This is a genomic window from Aeromonas sp. Marseille-Q5825 (genome assembly GCF_946892685.1).
GTDB lineage: Bacteria > Pseudomonadota > Gammaproteobacteria > Enterobacterales > Aeromonadaceae > Aeromonas > Aeromonas rivipollensis.
The window spans coordinates 628,328-644,948 of sequence record NZ_CAMPOU010000004.1; the positions used below are offsets into that span (position 1 = coordinate 628,328).

The 16,621-nt window shown below is 62.5% G+C and carries 15 protein-coding genes; 8 read left to right on the forward strand and 7 right to left on the reverse strand.

The genetic code is table 11. From position 1 onward, the window contains the following. Window positions 1-18: 18 nt before the first annotated feature. Window positions 19-1,257 (reverse strand): multifunctional CCA addition/repair protein, encoded by a 1,239-nt coding sequence (locus OC537_RS13545; protein ID WP_139745302.1) that lies wholly within the window; start codon window positions 1,255-1,257, stop codon window positions 19-21. Window positions 1,258-1,507: 250 nt separating this feature from the next. Between OC537_RS13545 and OC537_RS13550 the strand changes: the two genes are divergently transcribed. The 5 genes from OC537_RS13550 to mltC all read left to right on the forward strand — a co-directional run bounded on the left by OC537_RS13550 (window position 1,508) and on the right by mltC (window position 6,670). Next, on the forward strand, window positions 1,508-3,151 hold the full coding sequence (locus tag OC537_RS13550; protein WP_262111957.1) for an ExeA family protein: 1,644 nt from the start codon (window positions 1,508-1,510) through the stop codon (window positions 3,149-3,151). Next, on the forward strand, window positions 3,151-3,843 hold the full coding sequence (exeB, locus tag OC537_RS13555) for a GspB family T2SS assembly factor variant ExeB (protein WP_262111959.1): 693 nt from the start codon (window positions 3,151-3,153) through the stop codon (window positions 3,841-3,843). The genes OC537_RS13550 and exeB overlap by 1 nt, the downstream gene beginning before the upstream one ends. 205 nt (window positions 3,844-4,048) lie before the next feature. Next, window positions 4,049-5,122 carry an A/G-specific adenine glycosylase gene (mutY, locus tag OC537_RS13560; protein WP_262111961.1) on the forward strand — a complete coding sequence of 358 codons (1,074 nt, stop codon included), beginning with the start codon at window positions 4,049-4,051 and terminating at the stop codon, window positions 5,120-5,122. Continuing rightward, window positions 5,119-5,391 (forward strand): oxidative damage protection protein, encoded by a 273-nt coding sequence (locus tag OC537_RS13565; protein WP_025328361.1) that lies wholly within the window; start codon window positions 5,119-5,121, stop codon window positions 5,389-5,391. The genes mutY and OC537_RS13565 overlap by 4 nt, the downstream gene beginning before the upstream one ends. A 178-nt stretch (window positions 5,392-5,569) precedes the next feature. Continuing rightward, a complete protein-coding gene (gene mltC / locus OC537_RS13570; protein ID WP_106885730.1) occupies window positions 5,570-6,670 on the forward strand; it encodes a membrane-bound lytic murein transglycosylase MltC in 1,101 nt (366 codons plus the stop codon). 64 nt (window positions 6,671-6,734) lie between these two features. Here the strand turns inward: mltC and OC537_RS13575 are convergent, their stop codons facing one another. Next, window positions 6,735-7,115, reverse strand: a complete 381-nt coding sequence (locus OC537_RS13575) for a YgiW/YdeI family stress tolerance OB fold protein (RefSeq protein ID WP_106885729.1) — start codon at window positions 7,113-7,115, stop codon at window positions 6,735-6,737. Window positions 7,116-7,353: 238 nt separating this feature from the next. Here OC537_RS13575 and OC537_RS13580 point away from each other — a divergent pair, with 238 nt between their 5' ends. Together OC537_RS13580 and ompA are read left to right on the forward strand one after the other, a co-directional pair. Next, window positions 7,354-8,361, forward strand: coding sequence for an SGNH/GDSL hydrolase family protein (locus OC537_RS13580; protein ID WP_262111966.1), 1,008 nt, complete (start codon window positions 7,354-7,356; stop codon window positions 8,359-8,361). 299 nt (window positions 8,362-8,660) lie between these two features. After that, window positions 8,661-9,692 (forward strand): porin OmpA, encoded by a 1,032-nt coding sequence (ompA, locus tag OC537_RS13585; RefSeq protein ID WP_163137597.1) that lies wholly within the window; start codon window positions 8,661-8,663, stop codon window positions 9,690-9,692. Window positions 9,693-9,748: 56 nt separating this feature from the next. Here ompA and OC537_RS13590 read toward each other — a convergent pair whose 3' ends face one another. The 3 genes from OC537_RS13590 to OC537_RS13600 form a co-directional block, all read right to left on the reverse strand. Continuing rightward, window positions 9,749-10,318 carry a membrane integrity-associated transporter subunit PqiC gene (locus OC537_RS13590; protein WP_262111968.1) on the reverse strand — a complete coding sequence of 190 codons (570 nt, stop codon included), beginning with the start codon at window positions 10,316-10,318 and terminating at the stop codon, window positions 9,749-9,751. A 100-nt stretch (window positions 10,319-10,418) separates the two neighbouring features. After that, window positions 10,419-12,065, reverse strand: a complete 1,647-nt coding sequence (gene pqiB / locus OC537_RS13595; RefSeq protein WP_163154617.1) for an intermembrane transport protein PqiB — start codon at window positions 12,063-12,065, stop codon at window positions 10,419-10,421. After that, window positions 12,058-13,329, reverse strand: a complete 1,272-nt coding sequence (locus OC537_RS13600; protein WP_262111974.1) for a paraquat-inducible protein A — start codon at window positions 13,327-13,329, stop codon at window positions 12,058-12,060. The genes pqiB and OC537_RS13600 overlap by 8 nt, the downstream gene beginning before the upstream one ends. Window positions 13,330-13,652: 323 nt before the next feature. On the opposite strand from OC537_RS13600, the gene hfq reads away from it, so the two are divergent. Beyond that, window positions 13,653-14,012 (forward strand): RNA chaperone Hfq, encoded by a 360-nt coding sequence (hfq, locus tag OC537_RS13605; RefSeq protein WP_106885723.1) that lies wholly within the window; start codon window positions 13,653-13,655, stop codon window positions 14,010-14,012. Between the two features lie 136 nt (window positions 14,013-14,148). On the opposite strand, the gene OC537_RS13610 is transcribed toward hfq, so the two are convergent. After that, window positions 14,149-14,739 (reverse strand): HAD family hydrolase, encoded by a 591-nt coding sequence (locus OC537_RS13610; RefSeq protein ID WP_171276898.1) that lies wholly within the window; start codon window positions 14,737-14,739, stop codon window positions 14,149-14,151. Window positions 14,740-14,901: 162 nt separating this feature from the next. Beyond that, window positions 14,902-16,542, reverse strand: coding sequence for a GGDEF domain-containing protein (locus OC537_RS13615; RefSeq protein ID WP_262111981.1), 1,641 nt, complete (start codon window positions 16,540-16,542; stop codon window positions 14,902-14,904). Between the last annotated feature and the right edge of the window lie 79 nt (window positions 16,543-16,621).

Sequence of the window (16,621 nt, forward strand, 5' to 3'; positions counted from 1 at the left end):
TCGACCCTGCAGAGGCGCTTATTCGTCGATAAAGGTCCACTCGTCGCGCACCCGGCTGATGGCATCGAGCCGCCGCTTGGCGAGTTGCTCGCGGATCCCCTCCCCCTTGAAGCCCGCCGCCACTATCTCCTTGACCGGCACAGCCTGGGCCGCCGCCAGGGCCTGGGCCACATAGTCCGGCTGGCTGTAGACCTTCTCTTCGAAACCGGTGCGGCCGTGGAAGTCGGCGCGGCAGGCATCCAGCAGCTGGGCGAAACGCTCCGGCCTGCGCCAGGCATCCGCCTTGTCGAACACCTTCAGCAGGGTCGGCGGCTTGAGATCGAAGGCGATGTGGATGTGGGTGTGCAGATCGCTCACCAGCAGGGCCAGGTCGCGGCAGTCGTTCGGCACCCTGAACCGCTCGCAGAAATCCCGGATGAGCGGCAACCCTTTCTGGCCGTGGCCGTGATGGCTCGGCCAGAACGCGGGCGGGGTCAGGCCCTTGCCAAAGTCGTGGCAGAGGGCGGCGAAGCGGACCGGCAGATCCGGGGAACGCTGGCAGGCCTGATCCAACACCATAAGGGTGTGGATGCCGGTGTCTATCTCAGGGTGCCACTTGGCGGGGGCCGGCACCCCGAACAGGGCATCCAGCTCGGGAAAGAGCGCCTTGAGGGCGCCACAGTCGCGCAATACCTCGAAGAAGACCCTGGGAGTCTGCCCCAGCAGCACCTTCTCCAGCTCCTTCCAGACCCGCTCCGGGGTCAGGTGGGCGAGCTCGCCGGCGTCGGTCATCTCCCGCATCAGGGCCAGGGTCTCGGGGGCCACCACGAAACCCTGCTCATGGAAACGGGCGGCGAAGCGCGCCACCCTCAGGATGCGCAGGGGATCCTCGGCGAAGGCCGGGGAGACGTGGCGCAGCAGCCGCGCCTCCAGATCCCGGAGGCCGCCATAGGGATCGTGCAGTTGCCCGCTCTCGTCTTCTGCGATGGCGTTGATGGTGAGATCCCGGCGCAGCAAATCTTGTTCGAGCGTCACTTCGGGGGCGGCGTGGCAGACGAAGCCGGTATAGCCCTGCCCCTGCTTGCGCTCGGTGCGCGCCAGGGCGTACTCCTGCTGGGTACTGGGGTGGAGAAACACCGGAAAGTCGCGGCCGACCTGGGTGAATCCCAGGCTCAGCATCTGTTCCACAGTGGCACCGACCACCAGATGGTCCCTGTCCCCCTGTGGCAATCCCAACAGGCGGTCACGGACCGCCCCCCCAACCAGATAAATCTGCACGCGCACTCTCCCTCGATAAACCTGCCTCGATGATACCGCTTTTGGCCGTCATAGACGATGCGCCCGCAAGAGGCCCGCCCGCTGCCCCGGGAGAAAGCACCGGAAGATGGCCGCTTATTGCCATAATCCGGGCGCGATCACCCCAGGCATTTGGGGCACCGGCTATGATGCCCCTCTTATGGCGTCCGGGTCTTTGACATCCCTCTGGGGAGGCTTTAACCTGCCGCCCATAACAATGGAATGGATCCTTATGTACACACAGTTCTTCGGTCTGTCGGAGCCCCCGTTCTCCATCTCGCCCAACCCCAAATACCTCTATATGAGCGAACGTCACGGGGAGGCCCTCGCCCACCTCAACTACGGGTTGCAGGACGGTGGCGGCTTCGTGCTGCTGACGGGGGAAGTGGGTACGGGCAAGACCACAGTCTCCCGCTGCCTGCTCCAGCAGTTGCCCGCCGAGACCGAGATCGCCTACATCCTCAATCCTTCCCTGACCGAGCGGGATCTGCTGGCAGCCATCTGTGACGAGTTCCAGTTGCCCTATGCCCAGGAGGCCAGCCTCAAGCAGCTGTTCGATCTCATTCGCGATCACCTGCTGGCCAACCTGGCGGCGGGCAAGCGCAGCGTGGTGCTGGTGGATGAAGCCCAACATCTGCTCCCCGGCGTGTTGGAGCAGTTGCGACTGCTCACCAATCTGGAGACAGACGAGAAGAAGCTGCTGCAGGTGGTGCTCATCGGCCAGCCGGAGCTGCAACAGATGTTGCGCCAGCCCTTGCTGCGCCAGCTAGCCCAGCGCATTACGGCCCGCTATCACCTGCTGCCGCTCTCCCGCCAGGACGTGGATGCCTATGTGCGCTTCCGGCTGCAGGTGGCAGGCTGCGTCCAGCCCATCTTCACCCCCAAGGCGATCCAGACTCTGCATCGCCTCTCCGGCGGCATCCCGCGCCTCATCAACCTCATCTGCGATCGCGCCCTGATCGCCGCCTTCGCCCGCGGCAGCCACAAGATAGTGCACGGCGACATCAGCCAGTCGGCCTATGAGGTGAGCGGCATCCGCGACGAGGGCACCTGGCAGTCAGGTCTGCTGGTCGCGCTGGCCGGCGCCCTGCTGGTCGCCACCGGCTGGTGGGGCTGGCAGTGGTTCGGGGTCTTCCCGACCCGCCCCCTGGTCAAGGTGGAAGTGCCGGTCAAGGTGGATGACACCCCTGAGCAGCAGGAGCAGCTGACCCGCGCCATCAATCAGGCACTGGATCCCGGTGTGGCCATGCAGAATCTCTACAGGGTGTGGGGCTACCAGACCGAGCTGGAGGAGTCGACCTGTGACGACGCCCCCCGCGCCGGGCTGCGCTGCCAGGAGGGGGAAGCCAGCCTGGCACAACTGCAGGCCCTGCAACACCCGGCCCTCATCAGCCTGACCGACGAGACCGGCGGCCTCTACTATGCCACCCTGGTGAGTCTCGGGCCGGACAAGGCCTCCTTGCTCATCGGCAATCAGAGCTGGCAGGTGGACAGGCAGTGGCTCTCCGACGCCTGGGGGGGCAGTTATACCCTGCTGTGGCGCATGCCCAAGGGCGGGGTGACCCTGATCGGCAGCAATGCCGGTGCAACCCAGGTGCAGTGGCTGGACAATGCGCTGAGCCGCGCCATGCAGCAACCGGATCGCAAGGTGAGCCGCTTCGATGCCACCCTCAAGGACAAGCTGCAGCAGTTCCAGCGCGAGCAGGGACTGACCCCGGACGGCATCGCCGGCAGCAATACCCTGCTGCGCCTGAATGTGGTGGCCGGTGAACCCATGCCGAGGCTGGAGGATGAATCCCTGCGGGCCAGCACCCCTGTCGATCTGGATGCCGTGGCGGATGACGCCATGGATCCCCTGGTGGAGGAGGCCTCCTGATGTCTACCCTGCTCAAGGCCTTGCGCCGCGCCGATCAACCCCAGTTTACCCCCCACATGCCCCTCATGGGCCTGCCCGTGAGCCAGGAGGAGGAGCCTAACCGTCGCTGGATCTGGTGGGTACTGGCACCCCTTGCCCTGATCATGGGGGCGGCAGCCAACTATGGCTGGCACCTCTATCATCTCAAGCCCATCGAACAGCAGATCGAGGTGAAGGAGGTGGTGACGCCCCCCTTCGTGCGGGTCGAACCCAGACCCATGATCACCCGCCCGCTGCCTCCGCCCCTGCCAGAACCCGTGGTGCAGCCCAAAGCCGCTGCCGCCGCCCCCGCGACGGCGACCGCCAGCAACGGCAACGGCACCCAGAGCCTGGCAGAGCGCATCATGATGGCCCTCAACAACACCCCGCTGGTGGAAGAGACGGCGCCCCAGGCCCAGCCCCAGTCCGGCGCCATGCCGATCAGCGCCCTGGATCCTGCGCTGAAGCAGCAGGTGCCTCCCCTGACCTATGGCGCCCACAACTTCTCCTCCGACCCGGCCAAACGCGCCGTGGTGCTCAACGGGCGGGAGTTGCACGAGGGCAGCGAAATCGCCCCCGGGGTGCTGCTGGTCGCCATCGCCCAGGATTACATCATCCTGCAGGTCAGCGGTCAGCATGTCAGCCTCAAGGCGCTGCAGGACTGGCGCGGCTGAGCGAGCCACAATGGCAAGCCGGGCCTGCGGGCCTGGCCGGCATTTCAAGAGGGAGCCAGAGAGCTCCCCTTTTTAATCAAAACATGAGAACCCCGTGAGCCATTCAGATAACAGCACTTTCGCCACCCTGGCGTTGTACTGGTATCAGCACAAAGACCGCTACAAGTGGGTTAATTTTGTTTTAAATCAATAACATGGGAGTAATGTGAGCAACTCAGATAACGCGACTTTCGCCACCCGGATCCTGGACTGGTACCAGATCCACGGCCGCAAGACCCTGCCCTGGCAGGAGGACAAGACCCCCTACCGGGTCTGGGTCTCCGAGATCATGCTGCAGCAGACCCAGGTCGCCACCGTCATCCCCTACTATCAGCGCTTCATGGCCCGCTTCCCCGATGTGCTGGCGCTGGCCGACGCCCCCATCGACGAGGTGCTGCACCACTGGACCGGGCTCGGTTACTACGCCCGCGCCCGCAACCTGCACAAGGCGGCCCAGCAGATCCGTGATCTGCACGGCGGCCTGTTTCCGGAGCGGCTGGACGAGGTGATGGCCCTGCCCGGGATAGGTCGCTCCACCGCAGGTGCCGTGCTCTCCCTCTCCCTCGGCCAGCCCCACGCCATTCTGGACGGCAACGTCAAGCGGGTGCTCACCCGCTGGCTGGCACTGCCGGGCTGGCCAGGCCAGAAGCAGGTGGAGAACGATCTCTGGGAGCTGGCGACCCGCCTCACCCCAAGGCTAGGCGTGGCCCACTACAACCAGGCCATGATGGACATGGGCGCCACCGTCTGCACCCGCAGCAAGCCCGCCTGTGATCGCTGCCCGGTGCAGGCCGATTGCCAGGGGCTGTCGCAGGGCAACCCCACCGCCTACCCCAACAGCAAACCGAAGAAGAGCATTCCGGCCCGCAACGGCATCATGCTGATCATTCGCCACGGTGACCAGCTGCTGTTGGAGAAGCGTCCCCCCCAGGGGATCTGGGGCGGCCTCTACTGCTTCCCCCAGGTGGAGTCCCTGGCCGAGATCGAAGGGCGCCTGCAGGGGCTGGGACTCGATGAGACCGACTACCGGGAGCTCGCTGGATTTCGCCACACTTTCAGTCACTTCCACCTCGATATTCGGCCCTTGCTGATCGAAATGGCTGCCCCGCCGCCCCCCTTGCTCATGGAAGCGGATTCCCGACTCTGGTATAACTTACGCCATCCTGCCGAGGTGGGATTGGCGGCCGCCACGGCCCGCCTGCTCGCCTACCCGGACTTACAACCACAGAGGTCAACATGAGCCGTACCGTATTTTGCCAGCGTCTGAAAAAAGAGGGTCCTGGCCTGGATTTCCAACTCTATCCCGGCGAACTCGGCAAGCGGATCTTCGACAACATCAGCAAGGAAGCCTGGACCGAATGGCAGAAGAAACAGGTGATGCTGATCAACGAGAAGAAGCTGAACATGATGAATCTCGAGCATCGCCAGCTGCTGGAAAAAGAGATGGTGAACTACCTGTTTGAAGCGGGTGAAGTGGCCATCGACGGTTACACCCCTCCCAGCCAGTAAACCGAGTAGGCGAGCAGGGCGCAGAGTGCCGAAGCCCGGCATCTGCGGCCATGCGGTTCCCACCCCGGTGCCAATGCGTTGTCCCCGTGATCCAGGTGAGTGCCCATCGACGGCTGGCCCTCTTCTGGTTCAAGGCAAATGAGTGACGGGCGGCCCCACCGCCCAGTTTGAGGATCTTATGGGTCGAATTTTTTGGCTGCTGTGCGCCCTGCTGTTTCTCTCTGCCTGCTCCTCTTCTCCCAAACCCGGGGCAGAAGACGAGGATCTGGTCAACGGCAAGGACATCCGCGGCTTCGAACACATGATCAGTGCGCTCTCCCATAACGTGAACGAGATATGGGGACGCGAGGCACTGTTTGCGGGCAAGTTTGACTACGTCAAATACACGGATCAATACAAGAGCCGGGCCCACGTCGACTTCTCCAGCGGCCACATCATGGTGGAGACTGTCTCGGGCATAGATCCCCGCGCCCACCTGCGCCGCGCCATCATAGAGACGCTGCTGACCCCGGACGATCCGGCGGAAGTGGATCTCTATTCGGACAGGGAGATCATGCCGGGTGGCGAGCCCTTCCTCTATGGCCAGGTGCTGGACACCCAGGGTCAGGCCATCCGTTCCGGCTGGCGCGCGGAGCGCTATGCCGACTACCTGCTGGCCAGCGCGATGAAGAAGCGCACCCTCGGCATTCGCACCATCTTCTTCGTCGACATCCCCATGGTGGCCAACCATGAGGACAAGCGCGGCTACAAGTACGCCAGCATCATCCGCGAGGCCTCCCGCAAGTACGGGGTCGCCGAAAGCCTGATCTATGCGGTGATCAAGACAGAGAGCAGCTTCAACCCCTATGCGGTCAGCCATGCCAATGCCTATGGCCTGATGCAGGTGATCCCGGCCACCGCCGGACGTGATGTCTATGTGAGGGTCAAGGGCAAGAACGGCCAGCCGACCCGGGAGGATCTGTTCAATCCGGCCTACAACATAGACGTGGGGACTGCCTATCTGCACCTGCTGCAGACCGTCTATCTGGCGGATATCCAGGATCCCCAATCCCGTCGCTATGCGGTGATCTCCGCCTACAACGGCGGGGCGGGCGGGGTGCTCAACACCTTCTCCAGCAACCGCAAGGCGGCCCCAGACATGATCAACCGCCTCTCTCCCGAGGCTGTCTATCAGGTGCTGACCGAGCAGCACCCCAAGGCGGAGGCCCGTCGCTACCTCTACAAGGTCAATCAGGCCGAGAAGGGGTTCAAGCGTACCGTCGCCGTCCGGGCGGGCTGACGGCAGCCACAAAAACAGCAAGGGCGCTTATGTAGCGCCCTTGCTGTCAGCATGGTCTGCGAACTTACTTGGCGATGAAGCCGCCCTTGCTCTGGGGAGCGGCACCTACCTTCTCCAGGTGCTCGACCTCAACCTCTGTCTTGTTCCAGCTGTGGTCAACCTCGCCGCGGATGCGGATCAGATCGTTCGGGCCCACTTCGACGCCGCGCCACACGTCCCCGTCCACTTCCACTTCCACTTCGCCGCTCTCATCGCGGAAAGTGTAGTTCTCGCCGCCAAGGTGCTTGACCAGCTTGCCTTCCAGGGTCACCCACTGATCATCTGCCACGTCTTTCAACTGCGCGACCGAGACCTTGTTCTGCTCCTGGGGGCCGGTATAGGCCGCCATGGCGAAAGAAGAGACGGACATCAGGGCCACCAGGCCGATTACCTTTGCTTTGTTCATTTTCACGCTCCTGTCATTGGGGTATGCAGGCATCTTGCCCGGGCTGGCGTGAAACAAACGTGAAGCCTCCCCCATCCAGGGGAGACCAATGTGACCGCAATCGATTTAATGGCCATGGCTTGCTGCAAGATTGTATTCGAGTGGATACCGTGCAGCCTGGCAACAGGGGTCCCCAGCCCCTTGCCTTCGAGGAACAGCCCGCAGGCAGCGCCTGCATCCACTCCATGAGAACAGCAAGATGAACAAATGGCTTCTGTGTTTACTGGGGCTCTTCGCCCTGACGGCCCATGCCGCCGAGACGCGTCCCCCCTTCTCCCGCATAGTGATGTTCGGCGACAGCCTCTCCGACACCGGCAAGATGTACGGCAAGATGCGCGGTTATCTTCCCTCCAGCCCGCCCTACTACCAGGGCCGCTTCTCCAACGGCCCCGTCTGGCTGGAGCAGCTGACCCAGCCGTTCCCGGGGCTGAAAATAGTCAATGAAGCGGAAGGCGGTGCCACTGCCGTGGCTTACAACAAGATCTCCTGGAATCCCAAGTATCAGGTCATCAACAATCTGGACTATGAGATCACCCAATTCCTGGAGAAGGACAGCTTCAAGGAGGACGATCTGGTGATCCTCTGGGTCGGCGCCAACGACTATCTGGCCTATGGCTGGAATACCGAGCTGGACGCCAAGCGGGTGCGCGACGTCATCAGTGACTCGGCCAACCGCATGGTGCTTCATGGGGCAAAGCAGATCCTGCTGTTCAACCTGCCGGATCTGGGCCAGAACCCCTCGGCTCGCAGCCAGAAGGTGGTGGAGGCGGCCAGCCATGTCTCCCGCTATCACAACGAGCTGCTGCTGAACCTGGCACGCCAGCTGGCCCCTACCGGCATGGTGAAGTTGTTCGAGATCGACAAGCAATTCGCCGAGATGCTGCGGGATCCGCAGAACTTCGGCCTGAGTGACACCGAGAACGCCTGCTACGGCGGGGGCTATGTGTGGAAGCCGTTCTCGTCCCGCAGTGCCACCACCGACAGCCAGCTTGCCTCCTTCAATGCGCAGGAGCGCCTCGCCATCGCCGGCAACCCCTTGCTGGCCCAGGCCGTTGCCAGTCCGATGGCTCGCCGCAGCACCAGCGAGCTCAACTGTGAAGGCAAGATGTTCTGGGATCAGGTCCACCCGACCACGGCCGTGCACGCCGCCCTGAGCGAGCGCGCCGCCACCTTCATCGAACGGGAGTACGAGTTCATCCCCCAGTGATGGGCAAGCAGATGCAAAAGGCCGACTTCACGTCGGCCTCTTTAATGGTGTCAGTTGTTTCCCACAACGACAAAATAAAACTCACATGACGCCCATCACAGAATTGGGTCATACCCCCACGGTCATCAGCCGACTCCTCTATGATGCACATTGTTATCACAATATGTTTTATATCAGTTGCTTGTGATTTTAAAAAAGCGAGCTACTTTTAAGCGAGTTGCGGCTCGAAAAAGGCCCAACCCATGAGGCGAGGCGATATCCATTCGATCTCTCCCACAGACAAATTGCAGAGGCTTCATATGAACAAAACACTGATTACCTTGCTGGTTTCAGGCTTGCTTGCGGCCAACGCTCAGGCAGCCGGACAAGACAATACCTGGTATGGCGGTGCCAAACTGGGTTGGTCCAACTTCTACGGCGTCGACGAGAGCAACAGTATCTCCACCGAAGACAAGGATGACGATGAAGTGGGGGCCGGTGTCTTCGCCGGTTACCAGATCAACCAGAACCTGGGGATCGAGCTCGGTTACGACTACCTTGGCAAACTCAAATACAACGGCACCCGGAATGCGGCCGTCTTCAACGACGATGTCGAGGCGCAGCTGGCGCAGCTGACGCTGAAGCTTGGCTTCCCGGTAGCTGAAAACCTGGATCTCTATGGTCGCGTCGGCGGTGGTTACGGCTGGACCAGCAGTGACAAGCTGGACAACGACAACGACTTCACCTTCGTCGGTGCGCTCGGCGCCGAGTACGCCTTCAACCTGGACTGGGCAGCTCGCCTCGAGTACCAATACAGCACCCCTTACGGCAGTCGTGAAGACACAGGCCTGCGCATGGACAACGGCCTGCTCTCCCTGGCCGCAGTCTATCGCTTCGGCCAGGTCCCGCCGGCCATGCCGGTTGCAGCCCCGGCCCCGGCTCCCGAGCCTGTGGTGGTCGACAAGCAGTTCACCCTGAGTTCGGATGTGCTGTTTGACTTCAACAAGGCCACCCTCAAGCCGGAAGCCGGCCAGGCACTGGATACCCTCTACACCCAGATTGAGGAAGCCAGACCCAAGGATGGCTCTGCCACCGTCATCGGCTATACCGACCGTCTCGGCTCCGATGCCTATAACCAGAAGCTGTCCGAGCAGCGCGCGCAGACAGTCGCCGACTATCTGGTTGGCAAGGGGCTGCCTGCCGGCAAGGTCAACGTGGAAGGACACGGCGAGAGCTCTCCTGTCACCGGCGAGAGCTGCACCAACCAGTCCAGGCGTGACCTGATCGTCTGCCTGGCCCCGGATCGCCGGGTAGAGGTCAAGGTACAAGGGGTATCGGAAGTTCAGCAATAACCCAGCGTCAGATAACAAAACGGGAGGCCCAGGCCTCCCGTTTTTCATTGCCCCTTTCAGCTGCGGGTGCGCACATCCGCCGCTATCTGATCGAGCAGTTGCTGCCAGCCCTGTCCCAGCTCGTCGACCAGGGCACCATACCCATCGGCCGGCAAGACCCGCTCCTGCTGGAAGGGTACGTCCCGCAGTACCACTCCCTCCTCCGTCAGCAAGCGCCAGCGACCGCTCAGCAGGGCGCGGCCATCGTGCCGTCCCTGGAAGCGTTCAACCGAGATGGTTAGCACGGGTCCCTGGCGGGCCCCATCCTGCCGTATCACCCAGCCCGGCAGCCTGCTGGAGAGGCCATTGAGGGTAAGCTGGTTCAGCTGGGCATCCAGCGAACCCGCCCAGCGATGGTACTCGGCAAAGTGCAGCTCCTTGCCCTCCAGCTGATAGACCAGACTCATCCGATCCAGCTGGCCAGAGAGGGCGACGGGACGCAGCACCAGCTGGTGCTGGGGCTGCGCCGGGACGCCGTTCGACTGCGGGATCTCCGCGTCCAGCGAGTAGTAGTGCAGTGCCGTCGGGGCGGAGCTGCATCCCGCCAGCAGGCCCAGCAAGGCCAGGGTCATCATCCGTTTTTTCATCATTTTCCTCGCTTGGGCTCAGGATCCTGGGGGAATGGATGCGGTCGAAGATCTACGAGTTTGGCCTCTCGATTAAGGGTTGGCAAAGTCAGGGACATCATCATTTTCCTCGCTTGGGCTCAGGGTCCTGGGGACGGGAGCGGTCGAAGATCAGCGAACTGGGCTGCTCGTTCAGTGAATGGACCAGGGGTTGCAACTCCCCCATCAGCTGATTGAGAGACTGCACCGACTGACGCAGCTCCTGGTTGGTCTGGGAACCGGCATCATAGGTCTGCAGGGTCTCCTGCAACTGCTTGAGACTCTGGTTGAGCGACTCGGGCAACTGCTGGGTCGAACGCTGACCGGTGAACTGCTCCAGATTGGCACTCACGGCCTTGATGTGCTTGAGGGTCTTGTCCAGGGTAGCCAGGGTGGTATTCACCTGCGTCAGCGTGGTGGCCATGTCCATGTCGACGAACTTGTCGAGGATGAGGTTCACCTTGCGCTCTATCTGATCCAGCCCGGCCTGCACCGTCGGGAACACCTGATAGCCTGCCAGCTTGATGGGCTCATAGGCAGGGGCATCCGGATAGAAGTTGAGATCCACCACCTTGCCGCCGGTCAGCAGACTGGACGTCTTGAGGCTGGCCCGCAATCCCTCCTTGAACTGCTTGCTGAACAGGGCCCGCCACTGCTCCCGCTCCGCGTTGGCGTAGCGATGGGAGAGGCGCTGTACCTCGATGCGTGCCAGCACGGGGATCTGCCGGCTCTTGAAGATCTGCACTCCCTTGTCGTCGATGAGGTAGGGGGCAGAGATGACGGTGCCGACCCGGATGCCGCGGTACTGCACCGCCGCCCCGGGGTGCAGGCCACCCACGTTGTCCTCGAACAGGAAGACGTAGTCGATGAACTGATCCAGGCTACCGGCCAGCACGCTCGCCTCGTCCTGGAACAGGGTGAAGCTGTCCATCTGCTTGACCGGCTCACCGGGTGTCCAGCCTGGCGGCAGCCCCATGGTGATGCCGCCGTCCAGCAGGCTCTCCAGCGAGTCCATCTTCACCTTCATCCCCTCACTGCTCATGGAGACCTCGAAGCCCGGCGTCAGCCAGAAGCGGGAGTTGCTGCTCACCAGGATGTCGTAGGGGGCATTGATAAAGAGCTGGTACTGCATCTCGCTCTTCTCGGGCAGGAACTTGGCCTCTTCTATCTGGCCTATGGTGAAGCCCTGATAGCTGATGGGAGAGCCGACCCCCAGGGCACGCGCATCGCGGCTGCTGAGGGAGAGCCTCAGCCCCTTGGCGTCCACCGAGGCGAGCGGGGGCTTGTCCAGCATGGCGTATTCACCGCGCGCCTTGCCCTTCTTGCCCGGGGCGAGTTCGATGTAGGCCCCGGAGAGCAGGGTGCCAAGACCCGACACCCCTTCCCGTCCGACCCTGGGTTTGACCACCCAGAACTGGCTGTCCTTCTTGAGCATGCCGGCGGCGGCATTGGTCAGACGAGCCTTGAGCACCGCATGGCTGTAGTCGTCGCTGAGCTCCACCGCCTCGATGCGACCCACTTCCACCTCACGGGAGCGGATCACCGTCTTGCCCGCCACTATGCCCTCGGCGGTGGCGACCGTCAGGGTGAAGCTGGGGCCCTGTGAATACCAGTGCTGGAACAGCATCCAGGCTCCGATGAACAGCGCCAGCAGTGGCACCATCCAGATAGCGGCGGCCGAGCTCATAAAGTCAGAGCCCGGTTTCCACCTCGTCTTACGCTCACTCACGTTCGCGCTCTCCTTGTTGTAAATCCCAGATCAGGCGGGAATCGAAACTCATGGCGGCCACCATGGTGATCAAAACGACCCCGGCAAAAGCAATGGCCGCGGGGCCCGGGTAGATGGTCATCAGATTATCGAGCCGGATGAGGCCAGCCAATATGGCCACCACGAAGACGTCGATCATCGACCAACGTCCCACAAATTCGGTCATGCGATAGAGCTTGAGCTTGCCAAGGGGAGAACCGACCCGGCCACGCTGCACCATGTAGCAGAGCCACAGCAGTGCCAGTATCTTCACCAGGGGCACCACCACGCTGGCGAAGAAGATCACCGCGGCTATGGGGTAGGAGCCCATGGCCCAGAGCAACACCACACCACCCATGATGGTCGAGGGAGTGTCGTCCCCCAGAAAGACGGTGTCCATGATGGGATAGAGGTTGGCAGGGATATAGAGGATCACCGAGGTGATGAGCAGCGCCCAGGTGCGGTTCAGGCCGCCCGGTTTGCGGTGATGGAGATGATCGCCGCAACGGGAACAGCTGTGGGCATCGCCGTCATTGAGCGCGCCGCAGATGTGGCAACCCACCAGCCCGCACGCCAGGGCACTGGCTTCGGGATCCAGTTCCCTCGCTTCGGTCGGGCCGAACAGCCGCTGCCACAGCCACATCCGGTCCAGGGACGAGATCATCTTGATCAGCAGCACGGTGTAGCCCACGAAGGCCCAGAACGAGAGCCCCATCTTGACGTCCGCCATGCCCATCAGCTTGACCAGGGAGATGAGCACCCCGATGAGGAAGACATCCACCATCAGCCAGGGTTTGATCCGGCACAGCAGTCGGCCGAGGGAGCGCAGGGCATTGCTGTGCAGATCCTTGTCGAGCCGCCACAGCACCAGCATGATGGAGCCGATATAGACCAGCGGCAGGCCGATCAGGGTCAGGCTCAGCACGGCCCCCAGAAACAGATAGCCCTGATCCACCAGGGTGGTGATGCATTGCAGGAAGGTCATCTCCTGCCCCACTCCCTTGGCCGAGAAGGACATGAAGGTGAAGGCGTTGGAGAGCACGAACATAATTAGCGCCGCAAAGCCGTAGGCGATGGGCCTGCGCTCCTGTTGCGGCAGGTGCGCACTCAGGGTGTGACCGCAACGGGGACAACTGCTCGTCTCCCCCACGGCCAGCGCGGTGGCCGGCACCAGCAGGTCACACTCTTCGCACGCGGTCGCGTCATGGGTATAGGTAATTGGGTGTTGGTGTGAAACCGGATGCAAGATAAGACCCCAGCATGAGGCCGCGAACGGCCAGAGGCGCCAATTATTGCAGCCACCGCCGCTAACCACCAGCCCTGTTCATGTACAGGGCCTTAAGGGACGCGAGATACATGGGCATAGGCGCGGCCTGGAATGGGGGTCTTGTTGCATCGATCGACTCTGCATCCAGGGAAGAGGGGCATATTTATCTGCAGATTTGCTCAAGCCCCCGCACATCAGCCCCTGTTCACCGATGCTTTGGCGGCGGGGTGAGAATGACTTTGACAAGCCTGTGACCATTTAGCACAATCAAACGCCACTTTTTTTCCGCGGGACAATAATTTATGACAACTGAATCCCCAAGCTACTCCACCATCGAGCAGGCCTTCTCTCTTGGGAACGGGCAAGATTCTGCCCTCAACTGGTTGCGCAAGAACCGCAGTCAGGTCGCCATCTTCCTGGTGAGCGGCATCAAGCTGGAGGGGACCATCAGCGGCTTCGACCAGTACAGCGTGCTGTTGACCGATGCCCATGGCAATCAGCAACTGGTCTACAAGGCCAAGATCTCCACCATCGCCATGCACTCAGGTCGCCCGGCGGTCAGCATCCAGCGCGCCCGCAAGCCACGGGTTTCCATGGCCCCGCGCCCCCACGGCGGCCCGAGCCGTTATGACGACAATCAGGGCGGTAGCAGCGAGCAGTGATGCTCGCCTCCTCCTCGCTCTGAGCTTGCCGCTGCGTCAATCGGTGACGACGCGCATCCCCACTCTCATGTCATGCCTGTCCCGTATGAGAGTGGGTCTTCTCCCCCCAGGCGGCCTCGATGGCCAACCCGTTTGCTCAGTAGGTCAATCCGACCGGCTTCCCTTCCTTGACCATGCATACCCGCATGCCCGCGGCCTCACCGGCCTGCGCCCCTATGCCAGTGTCCTCGAACACCAGACAGCCCTTTGGCTCGACTCCGAGTCGCTGTGCCACCAGCAGGAAGGTATCCGGGTGGGGTTTGTGCAGCTCCACATCGTCGGCGGTCACCACCACGGGGAAGTAGCGATCCAGCCCGGTATTGCGCAGCACGGCCTCGGCATTGATGCGGGGTGAACCCGTGCCTATGCCCATGGGGATGAGGCCGTGATAGCGCCTGACCAGATCCAGCATGGCCGGGAAGGGGGTCGCCTTGTGCAGGTTGGCCACGTAGTGCTCCGTCTTGCAACGCGTCACCACCAGCGGATCCAGCGCGATCTGCTGCACCTCGGCCACCAGCAAGGCTATCTTGCGACTGGGCATGCCACCCAGCTCATAAAACCAGTCGGCATCGAACTGAAAGCCAAACTCGCGGGCGGTATGCTCCCAGGCGGCCAGGTGCAGGGGCATGGAGTCCACCAGGGTGCCGTCGAGGTCGAAGACCAGGCCTTGAAATCCGGAGAGGGTCATGGTGCAGGATCTGTCTGTGGAAAATGGGCCCCCATTCTAGCCAGACCCGGGGATCATCGCCATGCGTCAGAGGGCGAGAAACGCTTGCGACCACATTTATGCCGAGGAAGAGGGCCGCCGCCCTGATGCCGCGACAAAGGAGGGAGGGAGGGCCGGCCCGAGTCAGCGATAGGCCAGAGTACAGGCCCGCCCCTGCGATTTAGCGTGATAGAGCGCCTGATCCGCCTGCTCGGTCAGGGTCTGCCACCCCTTGTCCGAGGAGGGGATCAGATAGCTGAAGCCGATGCTGACGGTGAGCGTCGTCGCCACCCGGGAGGCCGGATGGGGGATCTGCAGGGCTTCCAGTCCCTGGTGGATCTGCTCCGCCAGTCGCTCCGCCTCCCCGGGTTGCGGGGCGCACAGCAGGATCACGAACTCCTCGCCGCCATAGCGGGCCACCAGATTGGTGCGCCGCCGCTCCGTCTCCTGCAGCAGGGCCGCGACCCGTTGCAGGCACTGATCCCCCTTGCCGTGGCCGAAGTGGTCGTTGTAGGACTTGAACTCATCCACGTCTATCATCAGCACCGCCAATACCCCCTGATGGCGACGGGCCCGCTCCCACTCCCGCTCCATGGTGATGTCCCATTGACGGCGGTTGGCGATCCCGGTCAGGGGATCCTCCAGCGACAATAAGGAAAGACGCCGGTTGGCCTCCTCCAGCGCCCGGTTGGTGTCGGCAAGCTGCCGGGTCCGCTCCTGCACCCGCAGCTCCAGGTCACGGTTGAAACGCTCGAGCGCCGCCTGGGTGCGCTGGCGGATCAGCAACTGGGAGAGCACGGCGGCATACTGCTTGAAGATCTCGCTCTGATACGCCTTGAGCGGGCGGCGCCAGAGCAGGTTGTCGGCGGCGATCCAGCCGATGGGGGTACCCCCGTCCCAGAGCGACACCATGGCATTCCAGCCGCGCCCCACCTCCTGCTTCTCGTAATAGAGCGGGGTATCTTCCAGCACCAGCACATAGTCCTTGCGGCGCAGCGCCTCCTGCACCGTGGGGTGCTCCGGAATGGGGCTGATGAAATGGCGCTCGTCGATGAGCTCACCCGCCTCGTTGGTGCCCCAGGTCCCGTGCATGGTCTTGAATTCGCTGTCCGTCAGGAAGATGGCGATGCGATCGAACTGCAACTCCTGGCGCGCCAGCACCACGGCATCGTGCAGCAGGCGATCCTCGCTGTCACAGCGCGACAGCTTGACCCCCACCTGGTGCAGCGCCTGCAACATGCTGAGGAAGGAGTCCTGCAAGGCCTGGCTGCGGACTAGGTCAGCCTGGGTATGGATCCGCTGATCCCGCTCCAGACTGACCTGACCGGCGAGCCGCCGGCTCTCCAGCTCGGCGGCGAGGTAGTGCATCAGCAGTTGTATGCTCTGCTGCTGGCGCCTTGGCAGGCGATCGAGGCGGCGCCGGGTTTCCAGATAGACCACGGCCTCCAGCCCCTTGTGGCGTTTGAGCGGGAAGCAGGCACGCAGACGCGGGGCCTCAGGCTCGACACTCTCCCAGATGGCGCTGGACGGCGCGATTGGCTCTACCAGCAACTGGCCGAGATCGAGGGAGCGCTCTATGAAGAGGAGGGGCAAGTCGAGGGAGCTGAGCAGATCGGCGCTCAGGCAGAGCAAGCCCTGCTCGGGCCTGTAGTGATAGAGCTGGGGCGTCGGTGCCCGCAGCCACAGATAGATCTGCTCGGCCTCGGTCTTTTCTCTGACCGCGGCCAAGGTCACTTCACAGAGATGTTCAAAACTGGTGAAGTGCTCCGGATCCCATTCTTGCATGCCAATTCATCCTTGGTTGTATCCAAGCGAGTATATCGGCAAAGCCTGGCCATTAATTGACCTGGCAGTCAAAAGCGAG

Excerpts from the sequence above, each read along its gene's own strand:
- hfq (WP_106885723.1), top strand. The coding sequence starts at position 13,653 with ATGACAACTGAATCCCCAAGCTACTCCACCATCGAGCAGGCCTTCTCT.
- OC537_RS13550 (WP_262111957.1), top strand. The coding sequence starts at position 1,508 with ATGTACACACAGTTCTTCGGTCTGTCGGAGCCCCCGTTCTCCATCTCG.
- OC537_RS13575 (WP_106885729.1), bottom strand. The coding sequence starts at position 7,115 with ATGAACAAAGCAAAGGTAATCGGCCTGGTGGCCCTGATGTCCGTCTCT.
- OC537_RS13615 (WP_262111981.1), bottom strand. The coding sequence starts at position 16,542 with ATGCAAGAATGGGATCCGGAGCACTTCACCAGTTTTGAACATCTCTGT.
- OC537_RS13610 (WP_171276898.1), bottom strand. The coding sequence starts at position 14,739 with ATGACCCTCTCCGGATTTCAAGGCCTGGTCTTCGACCTCGACGGCACC.
- OC537_RS13580 (WP_262111966.1), top strand. The coding sequence starts at position 7,354 with ATGAACAAATGGCTTCTGTGTTTACTGGGGCTCTTCGCCCTGACGGCC.
- exeB (WP_262111959.1), top strand. The coding sequence starts at position 3,151 with ATGTCTACCCTGCTCAAGGCCTTGCGCCGCGCCGATCAACCCCAGTTT.
- mltC (WP_106885730.1), top strand. The coding sequence starts at position 5,570 with ATGGGTCGAATTTTTTGGCTGCTGTGCGCCCTGCTGTTTCTCTCTGCC.
- ompA (WP_163137597.1), top strand. The coding sequence starts at position 8,661 with ATGAACAAAACACTGATTACCTTGCTGGTTTCAGGCTTGCTTGCGGCC.
- OC537_RS13565 (WP_025328361.1), top strand. The coding sequence starts at position 5,119 with ATGAGCCGTACCGTATTTTGCCAGCGTCTGAAAAAAGAGGGTCCTGGC.
- OC537_RS13590 (WP_262111968.1), bottom strand. The coding sequence starts at position 10,318 with ATGAAAAAACGGATGATGACCCTGGCCTTGCTGGGCCTGCTGGCGGGA.